Genomic DNA, 16369 nt, shown 5'->3' with positions numbered 1-16369 from the left:
ACATTATATCCAAGAAAATATCCAAATAAACATTATATCCAAGAAAATATCCAAATAAATCTTATATCCAAGAAAATATCCAAATAAATCTTATATCCAAGAAAATATCCAAATAAATCTTATATCCAAGAAAATATCCAAATAAATATTATTAAAAATTTAAATTAAATACTAAATTATGTAGTAATTGAATACTAAGAGAAACTAAGCTATATGCCATTAAATAACAATGAATTTCTAATAAAACTGATAAAAGTCTTAATAGAAGCACTACTAGACGTGTTAAAGCGTATACTAAATCAAAGATAAAGTGTAGACTAAGGAGCAATAGCTATTTGTTGTTTTTTATTATTGTTAAAGCAAAAACTGCTGCTCCAAATCCATTATCAATATTAACTACTGCTATTCCTGGAGCACAAGATTGTAACATGCCATACAATGCTGCTTTACCTTTTCCACCAATACCATATCCCACAGAAGTTGGAACACCTATAACCGGAACATCTACTAATCCTGCTACCACTGAAGTCAGAGCTCCTTCCATACCAGCACACACTATTATGGTTTTTACCCCTTCTTTAACCATTTTAGCTAATTGAGGAAAAAGCCTATTAATTCCTGCTACTCCTACATCGTAAGAAGTCAAAACTTCAGCCCCACCCTGTTCAGCTATTACTTTAGCTTCTTCAGCAATAGGTATATCTGAAGTTCCTCCAGTGATGATTCCTATTTTACCATAATTAGTACTAAGCTTATTCTTAGATTCGTTAGATATAATCAATATTTTAGCCTTATTATTATAATCTAAATTATATCCTTTTTCTTCTAAATGTTTCAAATCCTTCTTTAATCGATTATAATCATTCTTATCAAGTCTTGTTATAAGAAGATTGTTAGAATTTTTTTTAGTGCAATAACCATTAATAATAATTAATAAATCATCATGATCCTTTCCTTGAGCCAGAATAGCTTCAGGAAATCCTGTTCTATTTTCTCTTCCAATGTCTAATTTAGCTATTTGATCTAATTCTAGAATATCATTAACTCGTAAAAGTTTTTCAGCATTTTCAATACTGATTTTTTCTTCTAATAGATCTTGAAGAATATCCCTCATTATATCACATTACTAAAATTTTTAAAAAGTTAAAATCATAGAACAACTATAAACATAATTATAAATCACTAAAGTTTATAAATTATTAAAATTCATAAAACACTAAAGTTTATAAAACACTAAAATTATTAAAAATTATTAAGGTTATTAATAAGATGCTTATAATTAATAATATTACTTAACTCATCAAACATATTTAAATTATCAATTATTTATACTCATCAAACATATTTAAATTATCAATTATTTATACTCATCAAACATATTTAAATTATCAATTATTTATACTCATTAAATATGAAAATTGTAGATAATATTAATAAATAAAGCATACATTGATAATTTGTTAAAATAAAGTTTTAAAAAATATTTCTAAAATTATTTTAGTAGTACCCTCAAAATTATTTTAAAATATCAATTATCAATGCTTAATTTAATAAACATTTAATAATTATTATGTTGTTAATAATATATATATTTTAAACTTATAGAATTTTAGAACTGGTGAAATTTTCAATGAAAATAGCTAAAATATGGGTTCAAGGAATCGTCCAAGGAGTAGGATTTAGACCAACAGTTTATAGAATAGCTAATGCATTGAACCTCAGAGGAAATATTCGAAATCTTGGGAACATAGTCGAAATTATCCTTTTTGAAAACGAAAAAGGAGTGAATCTATTTTTAGATACCCTGAAAAAAGAAAAACCACCAATAGCTAAGATCAATTCCATTGAACTTCAATGGATAGATGAAAATGATAATGAATATGATATATATAAGAAATCCAATGATTTTAAAATATTAGAAAGTTCAGCTGATTTTTCAGGAGCTTCTGTTATTCCTCCAGATTTAGCTATTTGTGATAGTTGTTTAAAAGAAATAAGAGATCCTAATAACAGAAGATATAATTATCCATTTACAGCTTGTACTGATTGTGGTCCTCGATTTACTGTAATTGGATCAATACCCTATGATAGAGTTAATACCACGATGGAGGATTTTCCATTATGTGATGAATGTGAAGACGAGTATACTGACCCCAATGATAGACGTTACCATGCTGAAGCTAGCTGTTGTAGTATCTGTGGTCCCTCACTTTCACTTTATAAAAGTGATGGAAAAGAATTAGCTATTTCAAATCCTTTAAAAAAGGCAGTTAATCTATTGGATAAAGGGAAAATATTAGCTATTAAAGGAATTGGAGGAACTCATTTAGTAGCTAAAGTAACAGATGAAAGACCTGTTAAAAATTTAAGAAAAAGATTGAACCGATTCAATCAACCCTTTGCAGTTATGTCTTCAAATCTAGAAACAGTTAAAACTTTCGCTGAAGTGTCCGATGTTGAGGCTAAATCACTGCTATCAAAAGAAAGGCCTATAGTAGTACTTAAAAAAAGCAAAAATTATTATTTCGAAGATAATGTGGCTCCTGAACTACATAATATCGGAGTCATGCTTCCCTATTCACCATTACACCATTTACTATTTAGTTACACTGATGAATCTGCTTATATCATGACTTCAGCCAATAGACCTGGAGAACCAATGATGATAGAAAATAAGGAGATTTTAAAAAATCTCTATGGAATAGCTGATTACTACCTCCTTCATGATCGAAAAATCATGAATAGGTGCGATGATTCTGTAATTAGATATAGAAACAATGAACTATCATTTATCAGAAGATCTAGAGGATATGCTCCAGAACCATATGATCTATTAAAATTACTAAATCCAGAAATCATAAATAAAAATGCGAACATTTTAAGTCTTGGTCCAGAACTAGATGTAACTTTCTGTATTCAAAAACAGGGCTTAGCTTACGTTTCACAACATATTGGAAATACCAACAAATTTAAAACTTATGAATTCCTTCAAGAATCTATTGAACATCTGATGAACATTACAAAAACATCAAACTTTGATACAATAGCTTGTGATATGCATCCTCAATTTTTTACCACCCAACTGGGAAAAGAGCTATCTGAACAATTTAATGCTAATCTCACTTCTATACAACATCACCATGCTCATGGAGCAGTGCTATCAGCAGACAATTCACTTGATGAATTAGTTTATATAGCTGCAGATGGAGTAGGATATGGAGATGATGGAACCGCCTGGGGAGGAGAAATAATATATACTGATATTAAAAGCTATGAAAGATTAGGTTCTTTGATGCCTCAAAAAATGCCAGGGGGAGATACTTCCACCAAATACCCTATTCGAATGTTAACTTCAATTTTAAAAAATAGCTATGAAGAAGAAGAACTTAAAACCCTCCTAATGAAAAATTACAAAGACTATTTCCAATATGGAGAAATGGAAATAAAAAGTCTATTAAAGCAATTGAACTCTGGATTAAATGTTGGAATAACAACAAGTACAGGACGAATTCTTGATTCAATAGCTGCGGCCTTAAATATTTGTGGAAAACGGACCTATGAAGGAGAATCTGCAATGAAACTAGAATCCTTCGCCTATGGTGCAAAAGATGATATTGATATTCCAATTGAAATCAAAAAAATGGACAATCGTCCAGTTCTAGACACTAAACTTATATTAAAAGATATCATGGATAAAATAGCTTCTGGAGAAAATAAAAAAAATATAGCTGCTGCTGGACAAGAGGCAGTTGGTAAAGGTTTAGCTGAAATAGCTATTGAAGTAGCTGAAAAAAAGGGTATTAGTACAATTGGAGCTACAGGAGGAGTTTTTTACAATGAAGCTATTACATTAGCTACTAAAAAACACATTGAAGATGCAAATTTTAAATTTGTGCAACATAGAAACTCCTGTGCAGGAGATGGATCAATATCACTAGGTCAATCAATAATCAGCTCTTCTCTCTCAAAATAAACATTTTTAAAACTCATAATACTCTTTTTATAGCTAATAGTTCATATTAATATTGAAATCAGTATACTTACTATCCATTTCACATATTAAGCATATTTTATTATACATTTTAATTTTATATATTATTTATATGATAGCTATTTTCTATCTGTTCTTTCTAAAATATATTCGGCTCTGTTTGTAAGATTTTTATATAATCTTATTTGATTTTTAAGCTCTTCAACTGCCTCCCAATGTCCCTGATCGATTTTTCTTTCAATATCCAACAATTTTGACCATTCATCTCCAGATGGAAGTTGTTTTTGATTCAATTTTTCATCTGAAATGTTTATATCAAATGAATTTTTAGTTATTGTTATATGTACATTGAAATCATGAGGCATATCATAATATTTACGGGGTCTTCCCCTAACAATCTTCTTAAAGGAGGATTCTAATATACCAAGTTCTTCCATAGCACGCAAATGTTCTATGATAGCTTTTTGACCAACTTCCAGTTCTTGAGATATTTCACTAACAAATTTTGGCTCTTCTCTTAAAAGATTAATAATTTCTCGTCGGGTACGGCATCCCATAACATCGAGAATAGCTTCCATATCTACATCATCAAATTGATTATTTATATAATTATTTGTCATCATATCTATTATGTATCGAAACATTTATATAACTTTTTGTTACTATAACATAATGAGAAAGATAACTTTTTGTAACTTTAATATTTTTGGATTTTTTTAAGATAGTAAAAAGCTATAATTATTAAATAGCTTACTATAATAGCTATAATTATTAGAATTTATTCTCTAAGATAGCTAATATATGAAAAAAGTTCAGAAAAAATATAAATAATTAAAAAATCTTTTTCATTAGTTATAATTTAAAAAAAGGTGAATGAATGGCTAATGATGATAAAATAAAAAATAAAAAAGAACCAGATGGCAAAAAATCTGATTCAAAGATTCATGACAAAAATACTAAAGAGTCAAAAGTCGAATTGAAAGAAAGTCAAGAAGAATCAGCTAATATAAAAAAAAGCCTTGAGAAAAAAGATGAAGAATTAGCTAATATGAAAAAAAACCTTGAGAAAAAAGATGAAGAATTAGCTGAATATGTATCTCACCTTCAACGTCTTCAAGCAGATTTTGAAAACTTTAAAAAACAAAATGAAAAGCAAAAACAAGATATTATTAGATTTGCAAATGAAAATTTGATCATAAATATTTTAGACATTTATGAAGATCTTGAAAGAGCTTTAGAAAATTCAAAAGATGAAAAAAGCTTAATAGATGGAGTAGAACTAATATATTCTAAAATGAAATCCACTCTTGAAAAAGAAGGTTTGTGTGAAATACCAACCAAGGGTGAAAAGTTCGATCCATTTAAACATGAAGCTCTTATGGCCGAAGCTAGTGAAGATCATGAAAATGGTGAGATTATTGATGAATTGATGAAAGGATACACTTTAAAAGATAAGGTTATTAAATATTCTAAAGTTAGAGTATGTAAAAAATAAAAAAGTCAATAATTTAGTATTATAATAACTCAAAAATCCTCGATTGAATCATTAACTTCATACTTTTTAAATTCAAAATTGTTTTATGTAAAAATTATAATTTCTAAAGTTAAAATTTACATTCCAATATAAAATTCATATTATTAAAAATATTAATAAAAAATTAATAGAAATTTGAAAATTAAAAAACTTAATAAAAAGTTAAAAATTAATTAAAAAATATTAATAAAAAATTAATAGAAATTTGAAAATTAAAAAACTTAATAAAAAGTTAAAAATTAATTTAAAAAATATTAAAAAATATTAAACTAAATAAATGGTGATATTTATGGCAGATAAAAAAGAAAAAATCATAGGAATTGATTTAGGAACTAGTAACTCAGCTGCTGCTGTTCTTATTGGTGGAAAACCTAGTGTAATACCAAGTGCTGAAGGAGCTACACAATACGGTAAAGCATTTCCAAGTTATGTTGCATTTACAGAAGATGGTCAAAGGTTAGTAGGTGAACCTGCACGAAGACAAGCTGTTACTAATCCAGAAAATACAATTAGTGCAATAAAAAGAAGTATGGGAACTGATAGAAAAGTTAAAGCTTTAGGAAAAGAGTACACTCCTCAAGAAATATCTGCATTCATTTTACAGAAAATAAAAAAGGATGCTGAAGCTTTCCTTGGAGAAGAAGTGAAAAAAGCAGTTATTACAGTTCCAGCTTATTTTGATGATAATCAAAGAACAGCTACCAAAGATGCAGGTACAATAGCTGGACTTGACGTAGTAAGACTTGTAAATGAACCAACTGCTGCAAGTTTAGCATATGGAATAGATAAACAGACCGATGATGAAGTTGAAATAATGGTATTCGACTTCGGTGGCGGTACATTAGATGTAACTATCATGGAATTTGGTGGAGGAGTATTCGAAGTTAAATCTACAAGTGGTGATACTCAACTCGGTGGAACCGATATGGATAATATCATAATGAATTATTTAGCTGAAGAATTCAAAAAAGAAACTGGTATCAGCCTTATGGATGATGATCAAGCTGTTCAAAGACTTAGAGAAGCAGCTGAAAAAGCTAAAATCGAATTATCAACCACTTTAAGTAGTGAAGTAAACTTACCATTTATTACCATGGGAACTGATGGAAGCCCTAAAAACTTAATAAACAATCTTACAAGAGCTAAACTTGAAGAACTTGTTGATTCTATCGTTAAAAAATGTGGAACTCCAATGGAACAAGCATTAAAAGATGCTAAAATGAGTAAGGGAGATGTTGACAAGATAATTCTCGTTGGTGGACCTACCAGGATGCCGGTTGTCCAAAAATTCGTGGAAGGATACATAGGAAAAGAAATTGAACGTGGAATAGACCCTATGGAGTGTGTAGCTATGGGAGCAGCTATTCAAGGAGGAGTTTTAGCTGGAGAAATTAAAGATCTCGTTCTTCTTGATGTTACTCCACTTTCCCTTGGTATTGAAACTATGGGAGCAGTTGCAACCAAGCTCATAGACAGAAATACGACTATTCCTGCAAAAAAAAGCCAAATATTTTCAACAGCAGCTGATAATCAAACTTCTGTGGATATTCACGTTTTACAAGGTGAAAGACCTATGGCATCTGATAACACCACACTTGGAAGATTTCAGTTAGTAGGAATCCCAGCTGCACCAAGAGGAGTTCCTCAAATCGAAGTTACATTCGATATAGATGCAAATGGTATTATTAATGTATCAGCTAAAGATATGGGAACTGGAAAAGAACAAGCTATTACAATTACGGCTTCAACTAAATTATCTGATGAAGAAATTGACAAAAAAGTCAAAGAAGCCGAAATAAATGCTGAAGAAGATAAAAAGAAACAAGAAGAGATTGAAGTTCGTAACAATGCAGATTCAATGATTTACACTGCTGAAAAATCTCTTGAAGAGCTAAAAGATAAAATCTCTGATGATGAAAAATCAAATATTGAAAAATTAGTTGGAGAACTTAGAGAACTCATTCCTGGTGACGACATTTCAGCTATTAAAGAAAAAACTGAAGAATTAACTAAAATTGTTCAAGAAATAGGTGCAAAAATATATCAAGAAGCACAGCAAGCACAACAAAATCAAGCTGGAGCTGATCAAGGAGCCCCTAATCAAAATCCTAATTCAAATGAGGATGATGATACTATCGATGCTGATTATGAAGTTAAAAAATAATAATCTCTAAAAAGCAATATATTTGATATTAAATCGATGAATTATAGATAATAAGAATCTAAATAAGATCTATTAAAAAGGTAGTAATATCAAAGGATATATACTAGTTAAACTATAACTATTAGTATCCTAATATCCCTACCTAATTTTTAGTTAAAATCATACTTAAATTTGTTTCTAAATTTTCATATGAATACTTAATTTTACAAATGAATTGTTTGTTATTTATTTGATTATGAATACTATTATGATTAATTTATAACTTATATAATTAAAATAAATTAAAATAATTAAATTAAGAAAATAAAATACCCATTACAAAATTAATTAATTTATAACTTATATAATTAAAATAAATTAAAATAATTAAATTAAGAAAATAAAATACCCATTACAAAATTAATTAATTTATAACTTATATAATTAAGAACTGAATCAAGAAACTAGAATATTAATTACAATAATTTTTTATTTTTAATCAATTTTATACTATAGGTGACTAAATGCCAGAAAAGCGTGACTATTATGATGTTCTCGGAGTTGAGAAGGGAGCGGATAAGAAAGAGATAAAAAAAGCTTATCGTAAATTAGCTATGAAATATCATCCAGATGTTAGTGAAGATGAAGAAGGTAGTGAAAAGTTTAAAGAGATAAGTGAAGCTTACGCTGTTTTGTCTGATGAAGAAAAAAGAAGTACTTATGATCAATTTGGTCATGCAGGAATGAATGGATTTTCTAATGAAGATATATTCAGAAATGTCAACTTTGATGATATTTTCCAAGGTTTTGGTGGTTTTGATGTTGGAAATATCTTTGAAATGTTTGGATTTGGTGGAGGAAGAGGCCAAGGAGGACCCCAAAGAGGTTCAGATATTTACGGCGAAGTTGAAATCAGCTTAGAAGAAGCAGCTTCAGGCATAGAAAGGGACATAAACATAAAACATGATGTAAGCTGTCCTATTTGCCATGGTAGCAAATCAGAGCCAGGAAGCAGTCCTGAAACTTGTCAAACCTGTGGAGGTACTGGACAAGTAAAACAAGTAACTAATACAATCTTAGGTCAGATGATGAATGTCAGGCCATGTAGAGAATGTAATGGTGAAGGCAAGATTATTACAGATCCTTGTAAAGAGTGTAATGGTAAGGGAAAAATCAAAGAGAATAAGACAATTAATATAAAAATTCCTAGAGGTGTTGAATCAGGTTCACGTCTTAGAGTCCCAGGAGAAGGAAATGTTGGAGATGCTAATGGAGGATATGGAGATTTAATAGTCTTAATAAACATTAAACAACACAAGTACTTTGAAAGAGAAGGAGCTAATCTTTACTATGAACAACAAATAAGCTTTGTCCAAGCAAGTTTAGGAGACAACATAGATATCCCAACTATTGATGGAGAAGCTAAATTAAAAATACCTGCAGGAACTCAAAGTGGAACTGTATTCCGCCTAAGAGGACAAGGAATGCCTTTAATGAGAAGAGAATCTAAAGGAAACCTCTATGTTACTGTTAACGTTGTTGTTCCCCAAAAGCTTAATGATCAACAAAAGAAACTCCTTGAAGAATTTGCTGAAATCAGTGGTGAAGAAATCCAAAAATATGAAAAAGGTTTCTTTGATAAAGTTAAAGAAGCTATTAATCATTGAATGATAAGCAGTAATCCGTTTAGATCTACCTAACATATTTATTTATTATATAGCTATCTAAAACAATGATCATTCCAATAAGTTAGTATTGGCTGATTTAATAGCTATTACTTCTTTTTTTAATATTTTACTAATTTTAATTCTAATAAAAACATTTTTTCAATAATATACCTAATCTATTTTTTACTAATTTTAATTCTTAATAAAAACATTTTTTTTCAATAATATACCTAATCTATTTTTTACTAATTTTAATTCTAATAAAAACATTTTTTTTCAATAATATACCTAATCTATTTTTTATCAAATAAAGAATGTATAAAAAATTATAGTGTTCAAACAAACTTTATTAAAGTTAAAATAAACTTTATATAGTTCTTAAGTTAATAATCATATTATAATAAGTTCGAGGCATAAATTATGGATACAATAAGTATGTTATGGCAATTCGGTATTCTTGCTGCAGTCTTAGTTTTTGGAATTAAAGTAGGATTAGCTTCAGGTATGGCTAATTTTCCAAAAAAAATCATAGCTGGGATAGCTATTGGTTATGGCCTTGGTGTTTATCTAATTACAAGAATAGCTTCTTTCTATTCAGCAGAAGTGACTGAATTTATTTACTCTTATAATAGTGTGTTTTTCCTAATCATGGCAACTATCATGATTGTGGCAGGAGTTTTAACTATAAGAGAATGGAAAGTTCATGAGAAAAATACATCAACTGCTGCGGCTTTAGCTGTTATTGCTCCATGCCCTTGCTGTTTTCTATCGATTGTTGTAAGCATATTACTAGTTGCTCCTACAATAGGATTAGGTGTTAATGATTTAAGTCCATATGTAGTTTTAGCTTTAGTTGTAACTATACTAGTTTCTTATTTTGCATCTGGTTTATTTATGAGAGTTATAAAAAAACCATATCCTATAGTTCTTGGAAATTTTATGTTTTTCTTAGGTTTGTATTTTCTAGTATCTGCTCTTTTCCTTCCAAATATAGCTACTACTTTACAAAAAAGTATGGGTTCAATAACTATTGAACATACTGGGGCTATAATATGGATAGCTATTGCTAGCATAATTTTAATAACTATAGGAATTATACTAACTCGAAAAAATAGCTTCTTAAAATAGCATAAGTTTTAACTTGAAATTTCTTGATACAACTTATTTCTAATTATATCATTAATAAATTAAAGATAGTGATATTATATGTAATAATTGATAAAAAAATAAATGTAATGTATTTTAAGTAATTAAAGATAGTAATTTGGCATGATTAAATTTAATATAATCTTTCAGACTTATTAAATTTAATATGATCTTTCAAATTTATTAAATTAATAATTTATTAAATTAATTATATATTTCTAATTATATGTTTATAATAATGCTTAGGTGATTTAAATGGTTGCAAATATTCCTGGAAGTGAATTTTTAACCTCTGGTTTGAATGTTATTTCCCAAAGTTTACTAATTCCCGTGATAATTATATTGTTGATTTTTGTTGTGTATGCAGTTATAACTCTAGGAGGACTCATTTCAGAATATACCAGTAGGAAAAAAATACCAGTTTTAATAATAAAAAACTTAATTCATGATATTTCATTAGCAAAAAGTGAAGAAGAAGTTCAAAAGATTATTTCAGACTCTCCTATTCCCAACAAACAGAAAAACGATTTAATCGAACTCGTTTCATCTAATGATCTATCAACAGAATCAAGTGAAACTTTAGCTCGTAAACTAATAGAACAAGAAGAAAACTCAATAGATAAAATCCTTGAAAAAACAGATATTATGGCACGTATTGGTCCAACTTTAGGATTAATGGGGACTTTAATTCCTATGGGACCAGGATTAGCCGCTCTAGGTAGTGGAGATGTTAACACACTTGCAGAAGCAATTATCGTCGCATTTGACACGACAGTAGTGGGTATCGGTGCAGGAGCAGTAGGATACCTAGTATCTAAAATCAGGAAAAGATGGTATGATGAATACTTATCAAATCTTGAAGCATTATCAGATGCAGCCTTAGACTTTTTAAAACTTAACAAATAAAAAAAACATTTTCTTTTATAAAATATAAAAGGTGTAAAACTATGGTCCGACGTAAACGTACACGACGCTCATCAAGAGTAGAAGAAGACCCCATGGCAGGTACAGGAAATCTTGTCGATGCGATGCTAGTAATAGCAGTAGGCCTATTAGTATTTTTAGTAATGTCCTGGAACATGCAAGCCGTTATCTTCAATGATGAGACAACCCCACAACAAAAACAAGACACAATAGATGCAATGCAAAAAGTTTCCGAGCTCAATCAAGGAAAAGAGCTAAATGACACCCCAGACACATCTAATAGCTCAGGTGAAGGATATGTTGAAATGGGAAAAGTCTACAAAGACCCCAAAACGGGAAAATTAATCATGATAGAATAATAATTAATAACAGATCATTAAAATTTTAGCCATCTATATTATGTAAAAACCTTTTACTTAATTCAATGATCTATTACTTCAATTCCTTTATTATTAAAGTGTTTGTCAAATGTAGCTATTTTTGTTATTCCTAATTGTTCCATTAGCTCAAGGTATAAACAATCAAAAAAAGGAAGTCTTTGAGGATGATAATTGATTTGTCTTTCCATAGTCTCATCATATATTTTAATATCTTCAATTATATTAAATAAGCCACTGTTTAAACTAATATAAATTTCTTTTAGTTTTTCTTTGCTAACTTTTATTTTAATATTTGAAACAGTCATGATCTCTAATATAATTGAATTAGATATTATTAATTCTTCATTCTCGATTTTTTCATATATCTGTGTGGCTTTTTCGTGGTTATCTTCAGTATCAATAAAAAATGACATTAAAAAGTCAGCATCTAAAAATATCATTTATTAATCTCCTTTTCTTACATCATTTATTAGTTTAACTGCATTTACTGACTTTTCTGTTTTGATACTCCCTTTTAAATTTTCAAATGATTTTCTAGCATTATCTTTATCTAAAACATATTTAGATTTTTTCATTAATTTAAGGTTTGGATTTTTGTTTATTCTCTCTTCTAATGTATCATTCTCATTTATTTCTGTTTCATTTATTACTCCTTGTTTTAATATTTTATTTACTATTTCTGTCTGTGTTTTATTTTTATTTAATGCAATTAATTTTATTTTTCGCATTGTTTCAGAATCTATATTTAAAGTGGTTTTTACAGTTGACATAAATATCAAATCCTTTTTATTTAATATGGTTTTACATATATTATATGGATTCACATATTATTTAAATATTTTAAAAAAAATTAATATAGGGAGTGTCTCATAATTAAGTTTTGTATGAACAAATTTGTAAAAATCAGCGAGATTTTTTTGTTTAATTTATCTGAATAATTTATTCAAATCTTGTAGATTTATTTAGTGAAAAAGTAATTATGAAACACTCTCATAATTATTATAATTAATCGATAAACAATAAAAAAAAAAACTTTAATTAGTTAATAAATTACAAATATGAATAAAAAAAATAAATAAATAGAGGAGAAAAATAAATATCCTCCCAAAAAAATGTTTAATTTTGTTTTCTTCTAATAGTTATTCCAAACACACTTATCAACACTAATATGATAGTTATTATCGGTATTCCTGTATTTTTCATAGTAGCTGTAGCTACTGGATTATCACTTGTTTTATTAGTATTATTAGTATCATTATTGTTGTTTTGGGTTTCAAATTCAACTGAAACTGGATTAACATTGTAGTTTGCATTATCAGATGAGACTGTAATCACATGATGACCGACACTAAGTTTATTAGTTGGTATATGGATTCTTCCAATACCAAGAACATTAGTAACGATATTTCCAATGTTTTTACCATCCAAATCAATATTAACTTTGTAGTCTGGTATTGGATCGCCGTATTCGTCAGTCACTGTCACAATTACATCAACAGATCCATCAGAATTTTTAACTACATCAATATCAACAATAACTTGACCTTTTACAACATTAAAAACTGTAGTATTGGTATAGCTAAAGCATCTATCGTTTCCAGTATAATTTACTGTAACATCGACGGTTCCTGTGTGTGTTGGTTTGTAAGTAAGACTCCATCGACCATTAGAATCAGTAGTCAAAGAATAAACTTTACCACCAACAGTAACAGTAATCGGAGCATTAGCTACTGGATTGCCACTCTCATCAACAAGCAAACCACTGATTGTTATGGTTTTACCCACTTTAACAGTTTTAGGAACATTTACAGTTGAATTAATAGCTAACTTAGTAACATTAAAGCTAGTAGAATTACTAAAGCTTGTGTAATTATCATTACCAGCAAAACTAACAACTATATCGAAAGTACCAGTACGATTGGTAGTGTAATTTAGCTCCCAATAACCAGAACCATTAACAGGTACATTAAATAGTGTACCATCGATAGTAACATTAACACTAGATATTCCAGTATTATTAGCTAATTGACCACTAACAGTGATGTTTTCACCAATTTGAGCAGGATTAAGACTAATAACAATAGTTGAATTGGTAGTATTCTTATTTACTGTGAAAGTAGTAGAATTGCTAAATGCATCGTAATTATTATCCTCAGCAAAGCTAACAACAATTTCTAAATCAGTTCCAGTACGATTGGTAGTGTAATTTAGCTCCCAATAACCAGAAACATCAACAACAATATTCGTAAATATTGTGCCATCAACAGTAACATTAACACTAGATATTCCAGTATAATTAGCTAATTGACCACTAATAGTGATATTTTCGCCAATTTGAGCAGGATTATGACTAACAACAACAGTAGAATTAGTACTATTCTTAGCTACTGTGAAAGTAGTAGAATTGCTAAATGCATCGTAATTAGCATCACCAGCAAAGCTAACAATAATCTCTAAATCAGTTCCAGTACGATTGGTAGTGTAATTTAACTCCCAATAACCATTATTAACAGATACATTAGTAAATATTGTGCCATCAACAGTAACATTAACCTGAGTAACACCAGTATAATTAGCTAATTGACCACTAATAGTGATATTTTCGCCAATTTGAGCAGGATTAGGACTAATAACAATAGTTGAATTAGTACTATTCTTATTTACTGTGAAAGTAGTAGAATTGCTAAATGCATCGTAATTAGCATCACCAGCAAAGCTAACAATAATCTCTAAATCAGTTCCAGTACGATTAGTAGTATAATTTAACTCCCAATAACCAGAAACATCAACAGCAATATTCGTAAATATTGTGCCATCAACAGTAACATTAACACTAGATATTCCAGTATAATTAGCTAACTGACCACTAACAGTGATGTTTTCACCAATTTGAGCAGGATTAAGACTAATAACAATAGTTGAATTAGTAGAATTTTTTATTGCAGCAATTACAGCAAAAGTTCTATTCACATATTGATCGTCTAAAGAAGCATGTACAGTCTGATTTCCTAAAGATGAAATATTGAAGATATAAGTAAAATTATCAGCACGACTAGAATTATAAGCTATACCATTAAAAGTACCATTAATGACAAAATCAGGTAAATTTCCAACACCATCATTGGTCAAAGTAGTATTCAATACTAACAGAGAAAAATTAACTTTGTCACCAATATTAAGATTATCCAAACTACTAGAGTTAGTAATATTCAAAATATAATGGTTACTGGTATTAATACCATTAATTTTACCAGTTATATTGTTAATTCCCCACCAATTAAGGTTAGCATCAACACTACCAGCAGTTGTTGCTGGAATACTCAAACCAGTATTAGCTAAAACACGATTATAATTGATAGTAACATTAGTTACAGAAGCTAGACCAGTAACAAAACTAATACCAGTACCAGTAGTTGTTCCAGCAAAAATGTTGTTACCAGAAACAAGAATATCACTCAAATCAGTTGGATTAAGATTAACAAACCCAATACCAATACCACCAGAGTTAGTAGCATTAATAGTGTTATTCACTACAGACAAACCACTAAAACCTCTATTATTACAGTTAACATACATACCATAAGATGCACCCCCAATATTGTTATCAGTGAAGTTGATGTTGTTGTTGCTGGTGTATGCATACAAATAAACACCGGATGGTCCTGTGATGTTGTTGTTGGTGAAGGTTATGGTGTTGTTGCTGGTGTATGCAGACAGAGCAACACCGTATGAGGATGTTCCTGTGATGTTGTTGTTGGTGAAGGTTATGGTGTTGTTGCTGGTGTATGCATACATATAAACACCAGAGTAGGATGTTCCTGTGATGTTGTTGTTGGTGATGGTTATGGTGTTATTGTTGGTGTATGCATACAGAACAACAGCGTATGGTCCTGTGATGTTGTTGTTGGTGAAGGTTATGGTGTTGTTGCTGGTGTATGCACGAAGCTCAACACCGTATGCGGATGATCCTGTGATGTTGTTGTTGGTGATGGTTATGGTGTTGTTGCTGGTTTCTGCATACAGATAAACACCGTATGTTCCTGTGATGTTGTTGTTGTCGAAAAATAGAGTATTATTACAACTAGAAACGTTGAAACGCACGCTATTCGAGTTAGATGTACCGTTGCCTCGGATATTATTACCTTTAACCGTAATGTTAACAACTGATCTAGCTGTGGCGTTTACATATACAGCACCATAATTAATGCTGTTTACAGAAGAAATTATAGTATTATTTTCCAGTAAAACACCAGTCAAAGAAGCACCAGACAAATGGATACTTCTATCGATTGTACTCATATTACAACCAATAACCGATAAATTACCACTGTTTAAATTAATAGCGAAGTTATACCTGCTTATATTCAAATTAACGATCTTTACGTTCGGTGATGTGACAGTAAACAGTGTACCTGTGTTAGTACCTTGTATATTCACTGTACCGTTGGATGAGATGCTAACACTTCTTCCTACAGTTAAACCAGTGATCTGACTATAATTTCCTTCCTCAAAGGTAACATCATTGTCACCTGCAGAGGTATTACTGAGGAAAGCCTGAATCTCAGCATTAGTAGAAGAACTATT

Annotated in this window: 12 protein-coding genes; 7 read left to right on the top strand and 5 right to left on the bottom strand. The window is 29.5% G+C overall.

Annotated features, from left to right (window positions below; genetic code table 11):
- Positions 1 to 331 precede the first annotated feature (331 nt).
- A complete protein-coding gene (larB, locus tag MBCUT_RS02965; protein ID WP_067258721.1) occupies positions 332 to 1114 on the bottom strand; it encodes a nickel pincer cofactor biosynthesis protein LarB in 783 nt (260 codons plus the stop codon).
- 516 nt (positions 1115 to 1630) lie between these two features.
- Here larB and hypF point away from each other — a divergent pair.
- On the top strand, positions 1631 to 3973 hold the full coding sequence (gene hypF, locus MBCUT_RS02960; protein ID WP_067258719.1) for a carbamoyltransferase HypF: 2343 nt from the start codon (positions 1631 to 1633) through the stop codon (positions 3971 to 3973).
- Between the two features lie 137 nt (positions 3974 to 4110).
- Here hypF and MBCUT_RS02955 read toward each other — a convergent pair whose 3' ends face one another.
- Entirely contained in the window at positions 4111 to 4611 is a 501-nt protein-coding gene (locus MBCUT_RS02955; protein WP_084270691.1) for an ArsR/SmtB family transcription factor, read from the bottom strand.
- Positions 4612 to 4868: 257 nt separating this feature from the next.
- On the opposite strand from MBCUT_RS02955, the gene grpE reads away from it, so the two are divergent.
- The 6 genes from grpE (at position 4869) to MBCUT_RS02925 (ending at position 11764) form a co-directional block, all read left to right on the top strand.
- A complete protein-coding gene (gene grpE, locus MBCUT_RS02950) occupies positions 4869 to 5486 on the top strand; it encodes a nucleotide exchange factor GrpE (protein WP_084270690.1) in 618 nt (205 codons plus the stop codon).
- Between the two features lie 328 nt (positions 5487 to 5814).
- Positions 5815 to 7689 carry a molecular chaperone DnaK gene (gene dnaK / locus MBCUT_RS02945; RefSeq protein ID WP_067258714.1) on the top strand — a complete coding sequence of 625 codons (1875 nt, stop codon included), beginning with the start codon at positions 5815 to 5817 and terminating at the stop codon, positions 7687 to 7689.
- 503 nt (positions 7690 to 8192) lie between these two features.
- Positions 8193 to 9335: a molecular chaperone DnaJ gene (gene dnaJ, locus MBCUT_RS02940; RefSeq protein WP_067258712.1), complete on the top strand. Its 1143-nt coding sequence runs from the start codon at positions 8193 to 8195 to the stop codon at positions 9333 to 9335.
- Positions 9336 to 9755: 420 nt separating this feature from the next.
- The gene (locus MBCUT_RS02935) at positions 9756 to 10463 is read left to right on the top strand and encodes a DUF2162 domain-containing protein (RefSeq protein ID WP_067258710.1); all 708 of its coding nucleotides are present in this window, start codon (positions 9756 to 9758) and stop codon (positions 10461 to 10463) included.
- A 273-nt stretch (positions 10464 to 10736) separates the two neighbouring features.
- Positions 10737 to 11387 carry a MotA/TolQ/ExbB proton channel family protein gene (locus tag MBCUT_RS02930; protein WP_067258708.1) on the top strand — a complete coding sequence of 217 codons (651 nt, stop codon included), beginning with the start codon at positions 10737 to 10739 and terminating at the stop codon, positions 11385 to 11387.
- Between the two features lie 41 nt (positions 11388 to 11428).
- Positions 11429 to 11764 (top strand): DUF2149 domain-containing protein, encoded by a 336-nt coding sequence (locus tag MBCUT_RS02925; protein ID WP_067258705.1) that lies wholly within the window; start codon positions 11429 to 11431, stop codon positions 11762 to 11764.
- A 62-nt stretch (positions 11765 to 11826) separates the two neighbouring features.
- Here MBCUT_RS02925 and MBCUT_RS02920 read toward each other — a convergent pair whose 3' ends face one another.
- The 3 genes from MBCUT_RS02920 to MBCUT_RS02910 all read right to left on the bottom strand — a co-directional run.
- On the bottom strand, positions 11827 to 12225 hold the full coding sequence (locus tag MBCUT_RS02920; RefSeq protein ID WP_067258703.1) for a type II toxin-antitoxin system VapC family toxin: 399 nt from the start codon (positions 12223 to 12225) through the stop codon (positions 11827 to 11829).
- A gap of 3 nt (positions 12226 to 12228) precedes the next feature.
- Positions 12229 to 12555 carry a hypothetical protein gene (locus tag MBCUT_RS02915; RefSeq protein ID WP_067258701.1) on the bottom strand — a complete coding sequence of 109 codons (327 nt, stop codon included), beginning with the start codon at positions 12553 to 12555 and terminating at the stop codon, positions 12229 to 12231.
- Between the two features lie 346 nt (positions 12556 to 12901).
- The coding region (locus tag MBCUT_RS02910) for a beta strand repeat-containing protein (protein ID WP_157082448.1) at positions 12902 to 16369 on the bottom strand (3468 nt) is incomplete at its 5' end.

This window comes from Methanobrevibacter cuticularis (assembly GCF_001639285.1).
GTDB lineage: Archaea > Methanobacteriota > Methanobacteria > Methanobacteriales > Methanobacteriaceae > Methanobaculum > Methanobaculum cuticulare.
Note: the sequence above shows the minus strand (reverse complement) of the source record. Positions and strands in the feature narration are given on the sequence as shown.

What these genes read in the sequence shown, in the direction of transcription:
- dnaK (WP_067258714.1), top strand. Translation starts at nt 5,815, where the DNA reads ATGGCAGATAAAAAAGAAAAAATCATAGGAATTGATTTAGGAACTAGT.
- MBCUT_RS02925 (WP_067258705.1), top strand. Translation starts at nt 11,429, where the DNA reads ATGGTCCGACGTAAACGTACACGACGCTCATCAAGAGTAGAAGAAGAC.
- larB (WP_067258721.1), bottom strand. Translation starts at nt 1,114, where the DNA reads ATGAGGGATATTCTTCAAGATCTATTAGAAGAAAAAATCAGTATTGAA.
- MBCUT_RS02930 (WP_067258708.1), top strand. Translation starts at nt 10,737, where the DNA reads ATGGTTGCAAATATTCCTGGAAGTGAATTTTTAACCTCTGGTTTGAAT.
- MBCUT_RS02915 (WP_067258701.1), bottom strand. Translation starts at nt 12,555, where the DNA reads ATGTCAACTGTAAAAACCACTTTAAATATAGATTCTGAAACAATGCGA.
- MBCUT_RS02935 (WP_067258710.1), top strand. Translation starts at nt 9,756, where the DNA reads ATGGATACAATAAGTATGTTATGGCAATTCGGTATTCTTGCTGCAGTC.
- grpE (WP_084270690.1), top strand. Translation starts at nt 4,869, where the DNA reads ATGGCTAATGATGATAAAATAAAAAATAAAAAAGAACCAGATGGCAAA.
- hypF (WP_067258719.1), top strand. Translation starts at nt 1,631, where the DNA reads ATGAAAATAGCTAAAATATGGGTTCAAGGAATCGTCCAAGGAGTAGGA.
- MBCUT_RS02955 (WP_084270691.1), bottom strand. Translation starts at nt 4,611, where the DNA reads ATGACAAATAATTATATAAATAATCAATTTGATGATGTAGATATGGAA.
- dnaJ (WP_067258712.1), top strand. Translation starts at nt 8,193, where the DNA reads ATGCCAGAAAAGCGTGACTATTATGATGTTCTCGGAGTTGAGAAGGGA.
- MBCUT_RS02920 (WP_067258703.1), bottom strand. Translation starts at nt 12,225, where the DNA reads ATGATATTTTTAGATGCTGACTTTTTAATGTCATTTTTTATTGATACT.